Below are 18,617 nucleotides of genomic sequence, written 5' to 3' on the forward strand. Positions count from 1 at the left end.
GCTCAGGAAGCGGCGACGGCCGATGCGCGTTCAAGGAGGCTGCGCGTGACGCTCAAGACGGTGGGGCTGCGCAAGGCGTTCGGCGGCGTCGTGGCGATCGACGGGGCCGACGTGGAGTTTCGGCCCGGCAAGGTGAACGCGCTGATCGGGCCGAACGGCAGCGGCAAGACGACGTTCTTCAACTGCGTCACCGGCATGATCAAGCCCGATGAGGGTTCGGTCCGGTTCGGCGACCGCGACCTGACCGGCAAGGCCCCGCACGTCATCGCGCGGGCCGGCGTCGGGCGCACCTTCCAGCTATGCCGCACATTCCCGCGCATGACCGCGATCGAGAACGTGCTGGCTGCTGTTCGCCCCGGCGGCATCTGGCACGGTTTGCGCAGCGCCCATCGGCGTAGCGAGACCGAGCGCGCACATCACTGGCTCACCCGGCTCGGCATCGAGCACCTCGCCGGCGCCGAAGCGCGCAACATGTCGTGGGGGCAGCAGAAACTGCTCGAACTGGCCGGCGTCCTGATGGCCGAACCGAAGACCATCCTGCTCGACGAGCCGGCCGGCGGCGTCAACCCGGCGCTGCTCGACCGCATCGGCACGCTGGTGCGCGAACTGAACGCCGAGGGCCGCACGTTCGTGATCGTCGAGCACAACATGGACCTGGTCATGAGCATCAGCGACCACATCGTGGTGTTCGACCGCGGCCGGCCCATCGCGGCCGGTCCGCCGGCCGAGATCCGCGCCGACGAACGAGTGCTGGGGGCCTACCTTGGTGTCTGAGATCGAACTCGTCGACGTCCAGGCCGGCTACGGCCGGGCCGCGCCCGTGCTGCGCGGCTTCAGCGTGGCGGTCCCGGCCGGCACCGTGGTCTGCCTGGTCGGCCCCAACGGCGCCGGCAAGTCGACGGTGCTCAAGGTGGCCAGCGGCCTGCTTGGCCCGCGCTCCGGCCGAGTGCTGGTCGGTGGGAAGGACATGACCGGCGCCGGGCCTCAGAAGATGCTCGCCGAGGGCGTCGCGCTCGTGCTGCAGGGCCACAGCGTGTTCCGCGAGATGACCGTCGAGGAGAACGTGCTGCTCGGCGGCTACACGCTCACCGACAAAGCAAAACGAGCAAAACGCGCAGCCTTCGTCAAGGAACTGTTCCCCGTGGTGGGGGAGCGGTGGCACTCGCTGGCCGGTCTGCTCTCGGGCGGCCAGCAGAAACAGGTCGAGTTCGCGCGTTCGCTCATGGTCGACCCCAAGGTGGTGCTGCTCGACGAGCCGTCCATGGGACTCGACCCCAAAGCCACCAGCACCATCTTCGAACAGGTCGTGCGGATGCGCGACGCCGGGACAGCGGTGCTGCTGGTGGAGCAGAACGCCCGGCGTGCGCTACAGACCGCCGACCTGGGGTGCGTGCTCGACCTCGGGCGCGTGCACATCTCCGGGCCGGCGGCCGACCTGCTGGCCGACCCTCAGCTCGGGGAGCTCTACCTCGGCGGCCGTCCCGCCGAGAAGCCGCCCGTTACCTGAGGCGGCTCGTCGTACCGGAAAGGCCGCCCGCAGTGTGAGGCGGCCTGTCGTACCGAAAGAGCCACCTGTCCCACAACGAGAGGTGCGTGTCATGCGAAGAACCGGGCGCGTCGCCGTTGCTGCGGCCGCTGTCCTCGCGGCCACCGCGGCTGCGGCACCCGTCTCGGCCGGAAATCGCTCCGGTCCGGACATCGTTCACCCCGCCCTGCGATCGAGCTTGGTCGCCTACTACGACTTCGACCATCCGCTGCGCGGCGACCCCGCGCTCGAACAGGACCAGGGCCGCTCCAGCACCGAGATCGAGCTGGTCAACGGCGGGGCGGCCATGCGGGTCGCCGACCGCGCCTATCCCGGGGGTGGGCGCGTTCTCCAGACCCGGCAGATCAATCCGGGTACGACCGGCAACGACGACTGGAAGGCCGGCATCTACTCGGCCGGCGGCGTACGCACCCTGCGCCCCTTCAGCTCGGCCGAGGGCACCACCGTGATGGGCTGGTTCAAGCGCTCCATGGACGGCCCGGCCGCCGGCTTCAACGCGATCGGCCTGGCCGGTGTGCTGACCGGCGACTCCGACGGGCACGCCGTCCGCGCGCTGCTCGAACTCATCGACGTCAACGGTGAGCTCAAACTGGTCGCGCTCGGCCGCCGCATCGACGGCGGGAATTCGCAGACTTTCGCCGCCACCGAGGACTGGCGCACGCTGCTGCCCAAGGACAAGTGGGTGCACCTGACCGCCACATTCGACTTCACCCGGGGCACGATGGCCCTCTACCGCAACGGCAAGGCCGTGCCCGGCTCCTACACCCGCACCGACGACCCGTGGCTGATCAACGGGCCCGGGCCGCACGTCACCAGTGCGGCCGACGCCCGCGGCATCAAGATCGGCGGGAGCTTCCCGCAGAACACGCTCGAACGCAATCCGTGCGACTGCCGGATGGACGCACTGATGTTCCTCGACCGCTCGCTGACCCCCCGCGAGGTCCAGAACCAGTTCCGCCTCTTCTAGGAGTCACCATGCGCAGGTTTGCCATAGCTGCCGCCGGTGCGGTGCTATTGTCCACATTGGTCGGTGCTCCGGCCTACGCCGCGGACCCGGCCCCCATCTACGACCCGGTCCCGACCGAGCCCGTCACCTCGAAGCTCGGCCTCGTGCTGACCGAGTACGCTCAGTTCCCCCAGAGTCAGACCAACCCGCCGCTGATCGACCCGCGGCTCAACCGGGTCGCGCGGATCAACACCATCATGGAGCTGCCCGACGGCTCGGGCCGGCGCGCGGTGCCCGACCTCAACGGCAACCTCTACGTCGTCAAGAACGGCGTCCCCAGCGTCTATCTCGACGTGGCGTCCACCTTCGCGCCGCAGTTCTTCTCCGGCCGCGGGCTCGGCCAGGGCTTCGGCTACGTCGCGTTCCACCCCGGCTTCAAGAAGAACGGCCTGTTCTACACGATCCACACCGAGCAGGCGTCCCAGACCACCGCGGTGCCCGACTACCGCCAGACGAACGTGCTCTTCCACGGCGTCATCAACGAGTGGAAGGCCACGAACCCGGCCGCCGACACGTTCGCCGGCACCCACCGCGAGCTGCTGCGGATCGGCTTCGGCGGGCAGATCCACGGCATCCAGGAGATCAACTTCAACCCGACCGCGAAGCCCGGCTCCCGCGACTACGGGAAGCTCTACCTCGCCGTGGGTGACGGTGGGCTCGGCGTGAACAACACCGACCCGCAGAACCTGGCCCTGCCGCACGGCAAACTGCTGCGGATCGACCCGGCCGGCACGAATTCCCCCAACGGCAAGTACGGGATCCCGCCCGACAACCCCTTCGCCGGGCAGGCCGGAGCAGCGGGGGAGATCTACTCGTACGGCTATCGGGACCCGCACCGGTTCAGCTGGGACCGGGCCACCGGCAAGCTGTATCTCGGGCACATCGGTGAGCACGCCATCGAGGCCATCTACGAGGTGAAGGCCGGCGACAACATGGGCTGGAGCGAGCGTGAGGGCGCCTTCGTCTTCGACAAGACTCCGGCCACGGCCTGCGACCGCCTGTTCCCGCTGCCGGCCGATGACAGCGGATACGTCTACCCCGTGGCGGCGTACGACCACAACCCCGCACCCGGCTGGAACTGCACCTCGGACGTGGGGGTGGCAGTGGCCGGTGGCTTCGTCTACCGCGGTCACGACGTGCCGGCGCTGCGCGGCAAGTACGTGTTCGGCGACCTCGTGGACGGCCGCGTGCTCTACACCGAGGCCTCGGAGATGCGCCGCGGCCGGGCCCCCGCCACCATCCACCGGCTCAACCTGTTCACGCCGGCCGGGACCCCCGTGCGGATGCAGGACCTCTCCGGCCCCGGCGCGCCCGGCGACCCCAACCGGGTCGACCTGCGCTTCGGCACGGACGCCCGGGGTGAGCTCTACATCCTGGCCAAGGCCAATGGCAAGATCTGGAAGGTGACCGGAACCCGGACGTTCGCCGCCGCCTCGGCCGGACCGGTGCGGATCGCGCCTGCCCCCAAGGCCTCGAACTGGGCGCCGGTCACCCCGGCCAAGTGGCAGTTCACCAACGGCCAGGTGATCCTGGCCGAGGCCGGCAGCGAGCGCCCCGGCCCGCGCCGCCCGTTCGAGTACGCGGTGCTGACCGCCGGCCCGATCTTCAAGGCGGTCGACATCCGGGCCCAGGTGCGCCTGGACGAGCCGGTCACCCTGACCAACCGCGACGTGATCATCGTCTTCGGCTACCAGTCGGACACGCAGTTCTATTACGCGCACCTCTCCACCGACAACACGATCCTGCCGCACAACGGCATCTTCAAGGTCAACAACGCCGACCGCGAACGCATCGACTACCAGTGGAACGGCCGCTCCCGCGGCGCCAACCCGGCCATCGTCGACGAGCAGTGGCACAACGTACGGGTGAAGCACCTGCCGGCGACGGGCGAGATCGCGGTCTACGTGGACAACTCCAAAGACCCGCTGATGACCGCGCGCGACACCACCTTCACCTCGGGCCGCGTCGGTTTCGGCTCCTTCGACAACCGGGGCCGCCTCCGCAACCTGACAGTCAACGGCACTCCCGCCGCCTGACACCAGGACGCCCGCCATCCAGATAATTGGATGGCGGGCGTCCTGTTGCAGTGGAACTCTGACGCCGATGCAATTCCCCGAGATAATGACCAACGGGGACTCCCCCTTGGGAGGGCGGGGTCCCGATCCTGTGTTGATCATTTGATGGGCTACTGGTCAACGGCGAGGGCCGGCGCTCCATCGGGGAGCGTCGGCCCTCGCCGTTCAGTTCTGGAGTGCCGGGTCAGCTGACGGGCGGGGCGGCTGCCGTGGGCGGCTCACCGGCGGTGCCGTTCAGCGTCGTGTCGGTCCCCGTGGTGTCCACGCCAGTGATGTTCGTAGGTTCGGCCGGGGTGGTCAGGCCGGCCGGGGCGGCGGTGTCCGTCGGAACGGTCGGTTCGGCCGGCGCCGCCGGTTCGGTGGTGACGACGGGCTCGGCGGGAGCCGCCGGTTCGGTCGGAATCGCGGGCTCGGTCGGAGCGGCCGGTTCGGTGGTAGTGCCGGGAGTGGCCGGCTCGGTGGGCGCCACCGGCGCAGTCGGCTCGGTCGCGGTGCCGGGCGCGGGCGGCTCGGTCGGCGTGCCAGGCTCGGTTGCGGTGCCGGGCGTGGTCGGCTCGGTCGGCGTGCCGGGCTCGGTTGCGGTGCCGGGCGCGGGCGGGTTGGCCGGCTCGGTCGGAGTGCCGGGTTCAGGCTGGGTGGTGGGCTCGGCCGGGCTGGTCGTGTCGGTCGGGGTCGTCGTATCGGTCGGCGTTGTGGGGCCGGTTCCGGTGGCCGGGCCAGGGCTCGCCTCGCCGGCGGCCGGAGTGCCGGGCTGAGGGGCGCCGGGCGCGGGAGCCCCCGCCTGACCGCCGGGCCCGGCATTGCCGGGAGCTGGTGTGCCCGGCTGCGGGCCGCCGGGGCCCGCGTTGTCGGGCGGCCAGCCGGACTGCGGCCCGCCCGGCTGGGGCGGCCCCATCGGCCAGCCCATCATGGTGGGCAGCCCCTCCAAGCTGCCGAGAATGATCACTACGACGTTGGGGGCGTCGTGGGTCATCGGGCCGGCGCCCGGGTCCGGTTCGGCGGCGAGGGCTGCGGTGGTGGGGCTCAGGGCCAGCACGGCTCCGGCCAGCAGGCCCGCGCCGGCCGTGAGCCGGCGGTCTTTCTTGCGCATCTCTTCGATTCCTTTCGAGCTTCCGGATTCCTCGGGTCCGCAACAGCTCAGCACGGGAATGCGCCATTCGTCGGCGATTCCGAGTAACTCCCGGAGGCGTGCATGAGCTGGTCGGATGCGGGTATTCCGACTGCCCTTCGCGCACTCGATTCGTACATCTGAGGCCCGACCTCGCGCCCGGCCGGAAAAGGGAATCGTGCCGTCTGTAATGGACGTCGCCCGGCGGGTCTGGTTTCCGTTTTCGGCGTACGGGTACCCCGCATCCGGATCGGATGCGCCGGGCCGGCTGCGGGCCGCCCGGCGGGGCGGGGAAGAAGGACCGGATGGCCTGGATCGACGAGGTACGCGAGCGGGCGAAGGCCCGGCTGGAGCACGCACGGCTGGGAGCGCAACCGCCGCCCTTCGTCGGTGATCAGGTCGCCACGGCCACCCCGGTCGTGATGGTCGACGCGTCGCCGCGGGACGAGGACGGCCTGCCCCGGGCGGTCCGGGTGGCGGGGGCGTGGTCGTGGCGGATCGTGCTGTTCTTCGCCGTCGGCTGGCTGCTGCTGCAGGTCATCGCCCGGCTCGACCTGGTGATCATCCCGGTCGTGGTGGCGGTGCTGCTGGCCGCCATGTTCCAGCCGGTCGCGGCCTGGCTGCGCGACCGGGGGATGGGCCGCTCGCTGTCGGCCGCCCTGGTGCTGCTGACCGCGCTGATCGTGGTCTTCGGCGGCCTGGGGCTGATCATCAACACGTTCGTCTCGCAGGTCGACACGTTGAGCTCGCAGGTCGGCGACGGCGTGCGGCAGGTGCAGGACTGGCTGGCCCGGGGGCCGCTGCACCTGTCCCAGGACCAGATCAACGACGCGATCGCCGAGGCCCAGACCGCGATCACCTCGAACCGCGGGGCGCTCACCTCGGGCGCGCTGACCACGGCGACGACGATCGGCGAGGTCGGTACCGGCTTCTTCCTGACGTTGTTCACGTTGTTCTTCTTCCTGCGCGACGGCGACCAGATCTGGCGTTTCGTGTGCCGCTTGCTGCCGCGCGCGGCCCGGCTGCCCACGGCGCGGGCCGGGCACTACTCGTGGCACACCCTGGTGTCGTACGTGCATGCGACTGTGCTGGTGGCTTTCGTCGACGCCATCGGCATCGGGATCGGCCTGTTCGCCCTGCAGGTGCCGCTGGCCCTGCCGCTGGCCGCGCTGGTCTTCCTGGGCGCGTTCATCCCGGTGGTCGGGGCCACGGTCAGCGGGGCCGTGGCCTGCCTGGTCGCGCTGGTCACGGTGGGCCCGGTCAAGGCGCTGATCCTGCTGGGCGTGGTCATCGCCGTCCAGCAGCTCGAGGGTCACGTGTTGCAGCCGCTCATCATGGGACGGGCCGTCGCGCTGCATCCGCTGGCCGTCATCCTGGCCATCGCGGCCGGGGTCGTGCTGGCCGGCATCGTCGGTGGCCTGATCGCCGTACCTCTGCTGGCTGTTCTCAACACCGCCGTGCGCTACCTGTTCGCCCATCCCGACGGCGAACCCACCCCCGACCGCGAACCACCGGGAACCGAGGATCCCGACGAACCCGACGAGCCCGAACCCACCCCGTCCGTGCCCTCGGCCAGTTCGAGCCTCGAGAAACCCGCTTAGGGTCCGTTTTAGAAATGCAGCCAGGCGGCGGCTGGACCGCACCGCAACTCGACCCCACTTCTAAAACGGACCCTAGCGCAGGCGGTCGGCGAGGTCGGTGCGGCCGATCTCGTCGAGGGCGCCCGGCAGTTCGCCGAGGCGCCCGCGCACCTCGAGCCAGGCCCACAACGAGCGCGGCTCGTCGCCGCGGGTGAACCGGTAGACGTCGAACGGCGGCACGCCGAGCAGGTCGGCCAGGTCGTGCCAGTCGTAGATCAGCGCCCGCAGCACCTCGACCTTGCCCCGGCCCGGGAAGCTTTCCCCGGCCCGCGCCGGCAACAGAGCGGCCAGCAGCGCGAACAACACGTCGGCCGAGGCCCGGGCCGCGAACTCCTTGAACCGGTCGTCCTTGCTCAGGTCGGCGTGGTCCATCACGCCCTTGGCCACCAGCCAGTGCGGCACGTGACTCTGGTGGGCCACCGTCGCTATGGTCGCCGCCTCCATCTCGAGACCCAGCAATTTGCGTACGCCCATCGCGCGCAGCCGATGCCAGACCCCCTCGTCCCGCTGCACCGCGGCGCCGCTGGCCATCGGCCCGGCCAGCACGGCGTACGGCAGCCGGTCGGGCCCGTCGACATCACGGGCCAGCAGGTGCCGGATGGTCGTGCCCCCGGCCGGGGTCAGCGCCAGCACCCCGTCGGCGAAGGTGATCAACCCGGCCGCGGCCCACTTCTCGAGCCGGTGGGCCCATGTGCCGCGCGGGAAGTAGCGTTCGCGGGCCGGGTGCAGACGCGGGTCCTGGCCCTGCAACAGCCGCTCGAGCAGCCACACCCGGGCCGACTCCTCGGTCGCCGGGCCGTAGCTGGGCAGCTTGACCGGGTCGAACTCCTGCGCCGCGCGGATCCACCGGACGTCCTGCGGATACTGCTGGTGGTCGCCCTGGAAGCCGGCCGCGGTGTTGAGGCCTTCGTCGTACTCGTAGGCCGAGGTCGCCACGATCACGTCGCCCGGCGCGCACTCGGCCGGATTGCCCGCGCACACCCCGCTCATGGCCAGGCAGCGCGGCTTCAGCGCGTCGACCAGGGTGGTGGCCAGCGGCCCGGTGACCCGCGAGCCCATCCGGACCGGACGGGCCAGCGCGATCGTCAGCGGGCCGAACTCGCCGGCCAGGTACGGCGCCGGGCCCGCCGAGCGGGGCTGCCACCCGGGGCCGCCGAGGCGATTGCCGGCCGCCTCGGCGGCTTCGAGCTCGCGAGGGAGCGCGGTGATGATCAGGGCGTCGATCGTCATCGAGTCTCCGCTTCCGTCTCGCGAGCCGGCCACGGGACCGCCACCCCGTGACCTGTACCAGCATTCCGGCCCGACCTACCGGTTTCCTACCCGGCCTTGTCGGTTCGCAGGATCGGCGGGTTCAGCGTGGTCGCGCCCCCGGCCCGGTAGAGGGCGGCCGGGCGGCCCACCTCGGGCATCCGCTTGCCCCCGGTGGCCGTCACGAAGCCCTCGGTGCCGAGCACCTTGCGGTTGAAGTTGCGCGGGTCGAGCCGTTCGCCCCACACCACCTCGTAGACGTTGCGCAGGTCGCCGATCGTGAACTCGGCCCCGCAGAACGCCGTGGCCAGCGTGCTGAACTCGAGCCGGCTGCGGGCCCGCTCGACGGCGTCGGCCAGGATCCGGTCGTGGTCGAAGGCGAGACCGGTGGCCGTGGCGACCGGCGTCCAGGTGGCGCTGCTGGCGTCCGAGCCCGCAGTCGGCAGCGGCAGGTCGGGCATCATGGCGAGGTAGGCGACGCTGATGATCCGGCCCCGGGGGTCACGGTCCGGGTCCCCGTACGCCTCGACCTGTTCCAGATGCAGCCTGTGCCCGTCGAGCCCGGTCTCCTCGCCCAGCTCGCGGACGGCGGCGCCGACCAGGTCCTCGCCCTCGCGCAGGAACCCGCCGGGCAACGCGGCCTGCCCCCGGAACGGCTGGTTGGCCCGGGTGATGGTCAGCACCTGCAGCGCGTCGTCGCGCACGGTGAGGATCGCCAGGTCGACCGCGAGGCGCAGATAGAGATGGTCCCGTTCCGCCATGATCCGAGCCTAGTGAAACTGTCCCCCTGACACAAAGGCCGGCCGGCCCGCGGTCCAGATCTGGTCGAACTCGGCCTGGAAGTGCTGGAACCACGTGTGGTCGCGGCCCGGCTCCAGGGCCAGGGCCGGCTCGCGGCCGCCGAATGTGTGCGAGTAGATATCGACGTGCAGGCGGCCGTGCGGCTGGTGGGTGTCGACGGCCAGCAGGCCGACGGCCGGCACGAAGTCGAGCAGCCGCACCTCGGCCCGGCCCGGCCCGGGCAGCGCGGTCAGCGCGGCGGCCAGGTCGAGGGTGGGCTGCAGGCGGTGGGCGAAGATCTCGGCCGTGCCGGGCGACGTGCTGCGCCGGGCTGCCTCGTCGAGCACGTCGCCGCGCGGGTCGATGACGGCGATCCGGACCGTGCCGCCGCGCTCGACGCATGCGCGTAGCTCGACGGAGTGGTTGCGGATCGTGCGGTTGAGTGTGACGCCGATCAGGCCGATCTCCCAGGCGTGCGACAGGTCGGCGTCCAAACCGGACGTCGAGGTCGTCAGCAGCCGGTCGGCCGAGGGCGGTTCGACCAGGTGGCGGCGGGTCAGGTCGGTCAGGCCGTGCATCTGCAGGCGGGCGGTGAGCGAGCCGGCGGCCAGCACGCCCAGTGTGGCCAGGGTCGCGCCGGCCAGCACGGACGCCTCGGCCAGGTTGAGCATGCCCAGCACGCCCACGGTGAGGGCGACGGCGGAGGTGAGGACGAGGTCGAGGGAACGCCAGAGTCGCACGGTGATTCTCCGTCTCGTTCGGTGTCCGGTACCGTACCTAGCGTAGTCGCATTAACGTCAGACTGACAATAACTATGCCAACCCGTCCTCACGCGGCGCGGCGATGGCGTCACCGACCGTTCAGCTCCTACGGTGGCGGTTCGGGGATCGCGTGGTGGGTCGACTCTGGGGAACGACACATGATCTTTCGCATTCTCGGTGACCTCGAGGTGCGCCCGCCCGGCGGCGGTTCCGTCGCGCTGCCCGGCGGGCATCAACTCTCGGTGCTCGCGGCCTTGTTGATCAAAGCGAACCAGCAACTGTCCACAGCGGAGCTGCTGCGGGCCGGATGGGGCGATCCCGAGGTCAGCCCCGCTCAGCTGCACAAGGCGATCTCGGCCCTGCGCCGCCTGGTCGAGCTGGCCGGTTCGCCCGGGGCGATCAAGACCCACAACCGTTTCGGGTACGAACTGACGGCCGCGACGGCCGAGCTCGACCTGCTCCAGTTCCGCCGGCACGTCGAGCGGGCCGACGACGAGCGGCGCGACCAGCACATCCCGGCCGAGATCGAGCATCTGCGGGCGGCGATCCGGCTCTGGCGCGGCAACACCCCGCTGGCCAACGTGCCCGACGCCCCGTTCGCGGCCGACATCGCGGCGCTCCGCAGTCGTCGCAAGCGATGTGCCGTACGCCTGTTCACCCTGGAACACACCCGCGGTGAGCACGCCGCGATCCTCGACGACCTCACCCAGTTCGCGGCCGAGGACCCGGCCGACGGCGAGCTGTGCCGCCTGCTGATGCTCTCGCTCTATCTCAGCGGCCACGTGTCCGAGGCCATGGCCGTGCTCGAGCGGCACGAGGAGGCGGTTGACGGTGGCGCGGCCAAGGAGCTGCGCCGGCTGGGCTATTCGATGGCCATGCACAACGACGAGGCGGTGGCCCGGGCCGATGCCGCCGGCGCCCGCACCCCGCGCGAGGTGCCGCTGCCCCGGCAGCTGCCGCCCCCGCCCGCGTCGTTCGTCGGCCGCGACCCGCTGCGGGCCGAGCTCGGCACGTTGCTGCGCGAACGCCGGCGTACGGTCGTGGTGATCTCCGGCCCGGGCGGCATGGGCAAGACCGCGTTGGCCCTGCGCGCGGCCCACGACGCGGCCGAGCTGTACCAGGGCGGGCAGCTCTGGGCCGACCTGCGCGGCAGCTCCGACCAGCCGGTCGACCCGGGGGAGGTGCTGGCCGAGTTCCTGCGGGCGCTGGGCGAGACGGCCGTGCCCGAGGGGCGCCGCGAGCGGACCGGGCTGTTCCGCACGCTGACCGCCGGTCGCAAGCTGCTCATCGTGCTGGACGACGCCGGCTCGGTGGCCCAGATCCGTGACCTCGTCCCCGGCGGTGGCACCTCGGTCGTGCTGGTCACCGCGCGGCGCCGGCTGCCCGGCATCGACGCCCCGGCCCACCACGTGGCCACCCTGGGCGCCCTCGACCACGACACCGCCGCGGCGCTGTTCCGCCACGTCGTCGCGTCGGCCCAGGTCGACGTCAGCGGCGAGCCGGCCGCGGTCGAGGCGGTCGTCCGGCTGTGCGGCGGCCTGCCGCTGGCCCTGCGGATCGCGGCCCAGATGCGGGTCGAGGACTTCCACCGCCCGACCGCCGAGCTGCTGCGCCGCCTGCGCGAGCAGGGCCCGGCCGCGTTCCGGCACGGCGACGAGAGCCTGGCCCGCACGCTCGGGGCCGGTCTGGCCCCCCTCGACGAGCTCGCCCGCCGTCTGTTCCTCGGGCTCGGCCTGCTGGCCCAGCCCACCTTCGGCGACTGGACGGCGGCCGCGCTGCTGGCCGAGCCGGGCCCGGCCGCGGGCGCCGCCCTGGCCCGGCTGGCCCTGGTCGGGCTGGTCGACCCGGTGCAGCCCGGCACCCGGTACGGCTTCCACGACCTGACCCGCGACTACGCCCGCGACCGGGCCCGGGCCGAGCTGGCCCCGCCCGGCGAGCACACGGACGCCCCGGCCCGGGTGTGCCGGGCGCTGCTCACGCTGACCCGCCGGGCCCACGACGCGTTCTACGGTGGACGGTTCGACGTGGTCCACAGCGACGAGCCCGACGTGACCGTGCCGGACGCCGAGATCGAGGCCGTGACCTCGGACCCGCGGGCGTGGTTCGAGATCGAGCGGCTCAACATCCGGGCCGCGGTCGGCCAGGCGGCCGCGCTCGGGCTGACCGGGGTGTGCTGGGACCTGGCCGTGTCGGCCCACGAGTTCTACGCGCTGGGACAGTACTTCGACGACTGGCGGGTCACCCACGAGATCGCACTGGCCGAGTGCGAGCGGGCCGGCGACCGGCGGGGCGAGGGCGTCGTGCTGGTCGCGCTGGGTCAGCCGCCCCTGGTGGCCAGCGGCAGCCCCGGCGTCTCGGGGGTGGCCGAGCTGGAGCGGGGCCAGGCGCTGCTGGCCGAGGTGGGGGAGCCGCACAGCCGGGCCTTCGCGCTGCGGACCCTGGCCAACGCGCTGCGCCGCCGGGGTGAGCTGGCCCGGCCGCTGCGGCAGTTCACCGAGGCGCTGGTGCACTACCGCGAGAGCGACGACGTGGTCGGCGTGCAGCAGAGCCTGCGCTTCATCGGCCAGGCCCACCTCGACATGGGTCACGCCGAGGCGGCCGTGGCCACCCTGCGCGAGGCCGAGCGGGTGGCTCGCGGGCTGGGCCAGCCCCAGGTGCTCGCGCCCACGCTGTACTGGATGGGCCACGCGTTCCTGGCCCGCGGCAACGGGGCGGCGGCCGAGGCGGCCTTCGGCGAAGTGCTGGCCATGTTCCCGGACGGCGGCCAGGGGCACGCGTACGCGTTGCACGGCCTCGGCGCGCTGGCCCTGGCCGCCGGCGATCTCGACGTGGCCGCGGCCCGGTTGGCCCGGGCCGGCGAGTGCGCCCGGGAAGGCGCGGACGTGCTGCTCGAGGGGCGTATCCACCTGACCGCGGCCGAGCTCGAGGGGGTCCGGGGCGCGCGCATCGAGCAGGAGGTCGCGTTGCTGCGCGCGGTCGAGTTGTTCCAGTCGCTCGGTGCGGCCCATCTCGAGATCGCGGCCCAGGCAGCGCTGGCCGATGCGTACGCCTGGGGGAACGACCAGCCGGAGGCCGAGGCCGCCGCTCGCGACCGGATCCGGGAGCTCTCGGCCGGACTGCCGCCCGAAGACCGCTTAATGTCTTCTTGACGCGAACCCTCCGAGGGATTAACGTCATAGTGACAGTAAGAGCCGTCGAGGTGGCCGGGACGTACGACCGACCGGCTCGGCGGACTTGCCGTCACCCGCGCGCAACGGCACGCGTGGGGGAGGGAAGGCCAACCCTCCGCCGTTCCCGCTCGGCCGGGCGGAACGGGCCCGCGTGCCTCACATCCGGCAATTTCCTCGCAACCTTCCTCGAAAGGAAAGGTCATGCGCGCTCGTCATCGTCACTTCCTGGCCGCCCTCGTCTCGGCCGTGGCCATCGCCCTGTTCGCTCCCTCGGCCGCCTCCAGCGCCCAGGCGGTGACCTGCCCCGGCAGCACCAGCTGGGACAACATCCTGCAGCGCTGCGTCTGATCGACCCGCGTTGGAAGGAGGCGCCGGGGTCCCGTCGGACCCCGGCGCTCCCGGGTGCGGTGGCAGGAAAGCGGAAGGCTTCGCCGTTAACGTCCGGCGCAGCCGCTGTCGTAGGGGGAGAGCAGCTAGATGACCTATCCGTACCGGAGTTCGGGCCCGCTGCGCGTCTCGGCGCGGGCGCCGGAGCCGCCCGCGTCCATCAAGGCCGAAGTGGGTGTGCTGACGGTGCTGCCGCTGGAGACACGGGCCGTCGTGGCGGCGCTCAAGCGGATGTACGACTACGGCGACCGGCGCCTGCGGCACGGCTCGCCGGCCCACGAGGCCTGGCTGCCCGACGCGCGCGGCCGGCCCGTACGCGTGGCCGCCGTGCAGGCCCCGAGGCCGGGCCCCGAATCGGCCGCGCGGGCGTTCCGCGCCCTGGTCGAGGAGTACCGGCCGCCCACGGTCGTGCTGGTCGGCCTGGCCGGCGGGGTCGCGCCCGAGGTCGGGCCGGGCGACGTGGTCCTGTCCGACCGGCTGGTCACCGGCCGCCCGCCCACGGGAGCCCGCCCGGGCCGGGTGCCCGCGGCCGCGGCCGGGCTCGGCTACCGGCTCGACGAGTTCCTGACCGCCGTCCCGCTCGTGCAGGAGCGGAGCAACGGCGACTCGTTCCGGCTGCACCGCGGCCCGATCGGGGCCGGCCTGGCGGCGGTCGAGGACGTTCGGGCCGAGGTCCGCCGCTGGCTGACCCGGGTCGGCCTGCCGGTGCTGGCCGTCGAGACCGGGGCCGCCCTGGTCGCCCGGTCGTTCCACGAGGGAGCCGGTCAGGCCCGGGCCCGGCTCAGCGTCCGCGGCATCACCGGCACCGCCTTCCAGCGCCCGGGCGAGGACCACAGCGAGCTGGCCGCCCGGCACGCGGCCGAGGTGACCGCGATGCTCGTGCCGTTCCTCCATCCCGGCCGGTGACCGGCTGGTAGGAAGGGAGGACGGGGGCGGCACTCAGCGTATGCACAGCTGTACCTATTGAAGAACAGCTATGGACGCCATAGGTTCATCAGTCACGGGGAGCGGCGGCCCGACCACGGCCTCGCGTCCTCGCCGGATCACGAGCCGGATCGACTTGGAGGAACCTTTGGAGACGCACGAGCGCCCGTCCGCGGTGAGCCGCCGGCGCATGCTGTCCGTCGCGCTGGGCGGAGCGGCCGCGGTCGCCCTGCCCGCACCGGCCTGGGCCGCCACCGGGCAACGCCCCGGCGCCGCCCGGCCGCCCGCGCTGACCGGCCGCGACCTCGACGTGGCCAAGCGGGTGTCGGCGGAACGAGCGCTGGCCCACCTCAAGGTGCTGTCGATCGGCATCGGCCCGCGCATCGGCGGCACCCGCTCCGAGCTGCTGGCGGCCAAGTACATCGGCGGCGTGCTGGACGTCCTCGGCTACGACGTGGAACTCCAGCCGTTCCCGGTCGCCGACAAGTTCCTGGCCCAGCTCGGCTCGCCCCGCGGGCTGCCCACCGACCTCAACTGGCAGTGCGGCGCCTCGCCCCACGCCGCGCTCGACACCAAGGTGCGCGGCGACGTGGTCGACGCGGGCCTGGGCGGCGAGGCCGACTACCCGGCCGAGGTCAAGGGCAAGATCGTGCTCATCGACTACGTGGCGGCCACCCGCGAGACGGTCGTGGCCACCGCCGTCGCCCGCAAGGCGGCCGCTGTCATCTTCCTGCCGGCCGACCTGGTCGAGCCCCGCCGGGCGTCGGCGTTCAGCCCGCAACTGCCCGGGCTGGCCACCACGCCGGCCCCGATCCCGGTCGTCGGCGTGGCCCAGGCCCAGAAACACCGCTTGCGTACGCTGCTGGCGTCCCGCCGCCTGACGCTGACCCTGTCGACGACGGCCCACCGCAACCTCACGTCGCACAACGTGCTGGCCAGCGCGCCGCTCCGGCGTGGTGCTCCGGCCGACGGACCCGTCGTCATGGTCAGCGCCCACTACGACACGGTGATCGGCGCGCCCGGCGCGAACGATGACGGCTCGGGCACCGTACTGTGCCTGGAACTGGCCCGTGCCCTGCGCAAGCTCCCGACGAACGCGCAACTCAAGTTCAGCCTGTGGGGTTCCGAGGAGCAGGGCCTGATCGGCTCGCGCTACTACGTGGCCCAGCTGCCGCAGGCCGAACGCGACCGGATCCTCGCCGTCTACCAGAACGACATGGTGGCGACCAGCTGGGACCCGGCCACCCGGTACTGGCTGCTGTCGTTCGACGGCCTGGCCAACCGGGCCACCGACGGCGTGGCCGCGGCGGCCGAACGGCTCGGCTACACCCCGCGGATCTCCCCGGTGACCCTGCGCGGCTCCAGCGACCACCAGAGCTTCCAAGAGGTCGGCATCGCCTCGGCCAACTTCTCGTGGCGCGGCGAGGAGTCCCCGGCGCTGCTCGAACCGCCGTACCACAGCCCCGAGGACACCATCGCCAAGAACATCAGCCTGGAGCGTCTGCAGGTCTCGCTCGAGCTGATCGGCTCCGCCGCCTACGCGACGGCGACCGCCTGATCCCGGCCGCTGCTGCGCTCAGCCCACGAGCGCAGCAGCGGCAAGTTTCGCCGGCCGGTTGCTTGCGGGTGGCAGGCTTTGGTTGTGGTTCCTCTGCGCGTCGGCCGGGTGCTGGCCCTGGCTTGCGTCCTGGGCGCGCTCCAGATGATCGTCTTCACCACCGTGGCCGGGCTGACCCGGCCCGGGTACGACCCGAGTCGAAACTGGATCAGCCAGCTGTCCCTGGGGCCGGGCGGGTGGCTTGCGGACCTGAACCTGGCTCTCTGTGGACTCTGGCTGATGATCGGGGCGGTCGGGCTGCGGCCGGTGTTCGGGCACCGGGGGCGATGGGCCGTGGGACTGGTGGCGTGGTGCGGGGCGTGCCTCGTCGTGCTGGCCGTGGTGCCGACCGATGCCGGTATCGGTTATCCGCCGGGGGTGCCGGCCACGCACACCACGGTCGGGCTGGTGCATCAGATGGTGGCCGTGGTGCTCGGCGTGGCCGGGACAGCGGCGGCCGCTCTGCTCGGGCGGGCGGCGCGACGACCGTACGCGGGAATGGTGGTCGCCCTGGTCATGGCGGTCACTTTCGTGGCGGCCAGCGTGCTCGTGGTGCTCGACGACGCGGGTGTGCTGCCCGGCAATCCCAGCGGGCTGCTCGAACGGGTCGCCCTGTTCGCCGGGCTGGCCTGGATCGCTGTTGTCGCCCTCGAGGCGACGATCAATGGTGCGCCATCGGATTCTTCCGCCCGTGCACCCGGCCGCGTGAGCGAATCTGAAACAGCAGACGCAGCAACGGAAACAGCACCAGCAGCAAGCGCGCGGTAAGCCATGCCCGCACCAGCGATCCGCGCGGTACGAGCGAACGGTGCGCGCGGTAACCGGCCTCGCTCATCAGCAGATAGTGGCGGTAATCGCGGTGTCCGCGTCGATGCGCCCGAACACCGTGCCGGAAGCCGCGTCCAAGCCGCGGTTGCGCGCATGCTGCACACCCTGCCGGCTCTCACGCAGAACCAGGACCCGCCCCGCGTACGCCGCCAGCACCTCCCGCGTACCGTCGGTCGAATTGTTGTCGACCACGATGACCTCGTGCACCGGCTCGTGCTGCGCCAGCACCGCGTCGAGGCAGGCGCCGAGGAACCGCTCCTCGTTGAACACCGGCACGATCACCGACAGCGACATCACCCCGGCCGCACCACCCGCGGCACCCGGCTCAGCACGATGCCGAAGTGCTCCCGATAGGCGGCCAGCACCTGCTCGTCGCTTTCCAGAGCCTTTTCCGTACGCCCGTCCGGCCCCGCCCGGATCAACGTGCGCCCGCTGAGCGACACCCGTCCGTCCCCGTCCATCCGCGAACACACCGTGCTCCGCCCGAAATGCGACTCCGGCGACGTGGCATGCCACCAGCACGTGGGGCCGAAGTCGCGCAGTTCTCTGACCCGCCGCTCTCAGGGTTTGCGCGCCACCGCGGCGTATTCGTCCGTCTCGCGCAGCTCTGCCGGTGAGGCGTCCCCCGCGGGACGCCAGCGCGCGCAAGGGACCTGCCCCGGTGGCAGCACTTCGAGCCCGTCGAGGAAACGGGCCAGCTGATCCGGGTGACGCAGGTGGTAGGAGAGGGGCGCGTTGGCGTTCCAGACACCGATGGCCGCCTCGAACGCCTCGCCGTCGATCACGTTGGTGCCGTCGGCGGTGACGAGGTAACTGCCCGACGGCAGCGGTGCCATCAGCCCCTGAACCACGGACACGGCCTCATCCAGATCGGCGACGTGCCCGAGAATGTTGGTCAGGATCAACGCGACCGGGCGCGTCAGATCCAGTCCCGACGATGCGATGATCGAGCCCGGTTCCCGCAGGTCGGCGTCGAGATAGACGGCCTCGCCGTTCAGCACCTCGTGAGCATGCGACAAGACCAGCGGATCGTTGTCGACGTAGACCACCTGAGCGTCCGGCGCCGCGGCCCGCGCGATCTGGTGGGTGTGCTCGGCCGACGGGATGCCGGTGCCCACGTCGAGGAACTGCCGCACCCCGGCCTCGGCGGCTAGGAAGGTGACGGCGCGCTTGAGAAAGCTCCGCGAGCTGCGGGCCACCACCACGATATCCGGATAGAACGCGGCGAAGTCGTCGCCGGCCGCCCGATCCGCAGCGAAGTTGTCAGTTCCGCCGAGCCAGTAGTTCCAGACACGGGCCGAATGCGGCACGCCGTTGTCAAGCTGGGTCATGGTCGCAGTCTAGTTAGGACAGAACCGCTGCGGCACGCCCGGAACAACCGTCGGCCGGATCGACGATGCGGTCGCTCCGTCGACGAACTCGAACGACACCACGGTGCGTTCCATCCCAGCACCGAGGCGGTTCGTCGCCTGCTGCTCGACGCCTATCAGCGCAGAGGCCGTTGATCTGTCGCGCGTGGGCGTGAAGGGAGCCAGCTGAGACCCTGG

General features: G+C 71.9%; 17 protein-coding genes. 10 read left to right on the top strand and 7 right to left on the bottom strand.

Features of this window, described 5'->3' with window-relative positions; genetic code table 11:
• Nucleotides 1–45: 45 nt before the first annotated feature.
• The 4 genes from M1L60_RS06525 (at nt 46) to M1L60_RS06540 (ending at nt 4,588) form a co-directional block, all read left to right on the top strand.
• Nucleotides 46–774 carry an ABC transporter ATP-binding protein gene (locus M1L60_RS06525; RefSeq protein ID WP_253236366.1) on the top strand — a complete coding sequence of 243 codons (729 nt, stop codon included), beginning with the start codon at nt 46–48 and terminating at the stop codon, nt 772–774.
• Nucleotides 767–1,507: an ABC transporter ATP-binding protein gene (locus tag M1L60_RS06530; protein ID WP_253236367.1), complete on the top strand. Its 741-nt coding sequence runs from the start codon at nt 767–769 to the stop codon at nt 1,505–1,507. Before M1L60_RS06525 ends, M1L60_RS06530 begins: the two co-directional genes overlap by 8 nt.
• 91 nt (nt 1,508–1,598) lie before the next feature.
• Nucleotides 1,599–2,513: a LamG-like jellyroll fold domain-containing protein gene (locus M1L60_RS06535; RefSeq protein WP_253236368.1), complete on the top strand. Its 915-nt coding sequence runs from the start codon at nt 1,599–1,601 to the stop codon at nt 2,511–2,513.
• Nucleotides 2,514–2,521: 8 nt separating this feature from the next.
• Complete coding sequence (locus M1L60_RS06540; RefSeq protein ID WP_253236369.1) at nt 2,522–4,588, top strand: PQQ-dependent sugar dehydrogenase; 2,067 nt, start codon at nt 2,522–2,524, stop codon at nt 4,586–4,588.
• 223 nt (nt 4,589–4,811) lie between these two features.
• Here the strand turns inward: M1L60_RS06540 and M1L60_RS06545 are convergent, their stop codons facing one another.
• Nucleotides 4,812–5,717 (bottom strand): hypothetical protein, encoded by a 906-nt coding sequence (locus M1L60_RS06545; protein ID WP_253236370.1) that lies wholly within the window; start codon nt 5,715–5,717, stop codon nt 4,812–4,814.
• Between the two features lie 323 nt (nt 5,718–6,040).
• Between M1L60_RS06545 and M1L60_RS06550 the strand changes: the two genes are divergently transcribed.
• The gene (locus M1L60_RS06550) at nt 6,041–7,336 is read left to right on the top strand and encodes an AI-2E family transporter (RefSeq protein ID WP_253236371.1); all 1,296 of its coding nucleotides are present in this window, start codon (nt 6,041–6,043) and stop codon (nt 7,334–7,336) included.
• A gap of 72 nt (nt 7,337–7,408) precedes the next feature.
• On the opposite strand, the gene M1L60_RS06555 is transcribed toward M1L60_RS06550, so the two are convergent.
• From M1L60_RS06555 to M1L60_RS06565, 3 genes are all read right to left on the bottom strand, one after another.
• Complete coding sequence (locus tag M1L60_RS06555; RefSeq protein WP_253236372.1) at nt 7,409–8,605, bottom strand: phosphorylase family protein; 1,197 nt, start codon at nt 8,603–8,605, stop codon at nt 7,409–7,411.
• An 86-nt stretch (nt 8,606–8,691) separates the two neighbouring features.
• The gene (locus tag M1L60_RS06560) at nt 8,692–9,384 is read right to left on the bottom strand and encodes an NUDIX hydrolase (RefSeq protein ID WP_253236373.1); all 693 of its coding nucleotides are present in this window, start codon (nt 9,382–9,384) and stop codon (nt 8,692–8,694) included.
• Nucleotides 9,385–9,393: 9 nt separating this feature from the next.
• Nucleotides 9,394–10,143 (bottom strand): hypothetical protein, encoded by a 750-nt coding sequence (locus M1L60_RS06565; protein WP_253236374.1) that lies wholly within the window; start codon nt 10,141–10,143, stop codon nt 9,394–9,396.
• Between the two features lie 179 nt (nt 10,144–10,322).
• Between M1L60_RS06565 and M1L60_RS06570 the strand changes: the two genes are divergently transcribed.
• From M1L60_RS06570 to M1L60_RS06590, 5 genes are all read left to right on the top strand, one after another.
• Nucleotides 10,323–13,313 (top strand): AfsR/SARP family transcriptional regulator, encoded by a 2,991-nt coding sequence (locus tag M1L60_RS06570; protein WP_253236375.1) that lies wholly within the window; start codon nt 10,323–10,325, stop codon nt 13,311–13,313.
• 222 nt (nt 13,314–13,535) lie between these two features.
• Entirely contained in the window at nt 13,536–13,682 is a 147-nt protein-coding gene (locus tag M1L60_RS06575) for a hypothetical protein (RefSeq protein ID WP_221374643.1), read from the top strand.
• A gap of 129 nt (nt 13,683–13,811) precedes the next feature.
• Nucleotides 13,812–14,627 (top strand): 5'-methylthioadenosine/S-adenosylhomocysteine nucleosidase family protein, encoded by an 816-nt coding sequence (locus M1L60_RS06580; RefSeq protein WP_253236376.1) that lies wholly within the window; start codon nt 13,812–13,814, stop codon nt 14,625–14,627.
• A gap of 166 nt (nt 14,628–14,793) precedes the next feature.
• Nucleotides 14,794–16,203: a M28 family peptidase gene (locus tag M1L60_RS06585; protein WP_253236377.1), complete on the top strand. Its 1,410-nt coding sequence runs from the start codon at nt 14,794–14,796 to the stop codon at nt 16,201–16,203.
• An 84-nt stretch (nt 16,204–16,287) separates the two neighbouring features.
• Nucleotides 16,288–17,010: a DUF998 domain-containing protein gene (locus M1L60_RS06590; RefSeq protein WP_253236378.1), complete on the top strand. Its 723-nt coding sequence runs from the start codon at nt 16,288–16,290 to the stop codon at nt 17,008–17,010.
• A 66-nt stretch (nt 17,011–17,076) separates the two neighbouring features.
• Here M1L60_RS06590 and M1L60_RS06595 read toward each other — a convergent pair whose 3' ends face one another.
• From M1L60_RS06595 to M1L60_RS06605, 3 genes are read right to left on the bottom strand one after another with little or no spacing between them, the layout of a single operon-like run.
• The gene (locus tag M1L60_RS06595; protein ID WP_253236379.1) at nt 17,077–17,364 is read right to left on the bottom strand and encodes a glycosyltransferase family 2 protein; all 288 of its coding nucleotides are present in this window, start codon (nt 17,362–17,364) and stop codon (nt 17,077–17,079) included.
• Nucleotides 17,364–17,612, bottom strand: coding sequence for an arylamine N-acetyltransferase (locus M1L60_RS06600; protein WP_253236506.1), 249 nt, complete (start codon nt 17,610–17,612; stop codon nt 17,364–17,366). The genes M1L60_RS06595 and M1L60_RS06600 overlap by 1 nt, the downstream gene beginning before the upstream one ends.
• A gap of 18 nt (nt 17,613–17,630) precedes the next feature.
• The gene (locus M1L60_RS06605; protein WP_253236380.1) at nt 17,631–18,401 is read right to left on the bottom strand and encodes an SAM-dependent methyltransferase; all 771 of its coding nucleotides are present in this window, start codon (nt 18,399–18,401) and stop codon (nt 17,631–17,633) included.
• Nucleotides 18,402–18,617 lie beyond the last annotated feature (216 nt).

Source organism: Paractinoplanes aksuensis, assembly GCF_024137025.1.
In the GTDB taxonomy this organism is placed as follows: domain Bacteria; phylum Actinomycetota; class Actinomycetes; order Mycobacteriales; family Micromonosporaceae; genus Actinoplanes; species Actinoplanes aksuensis.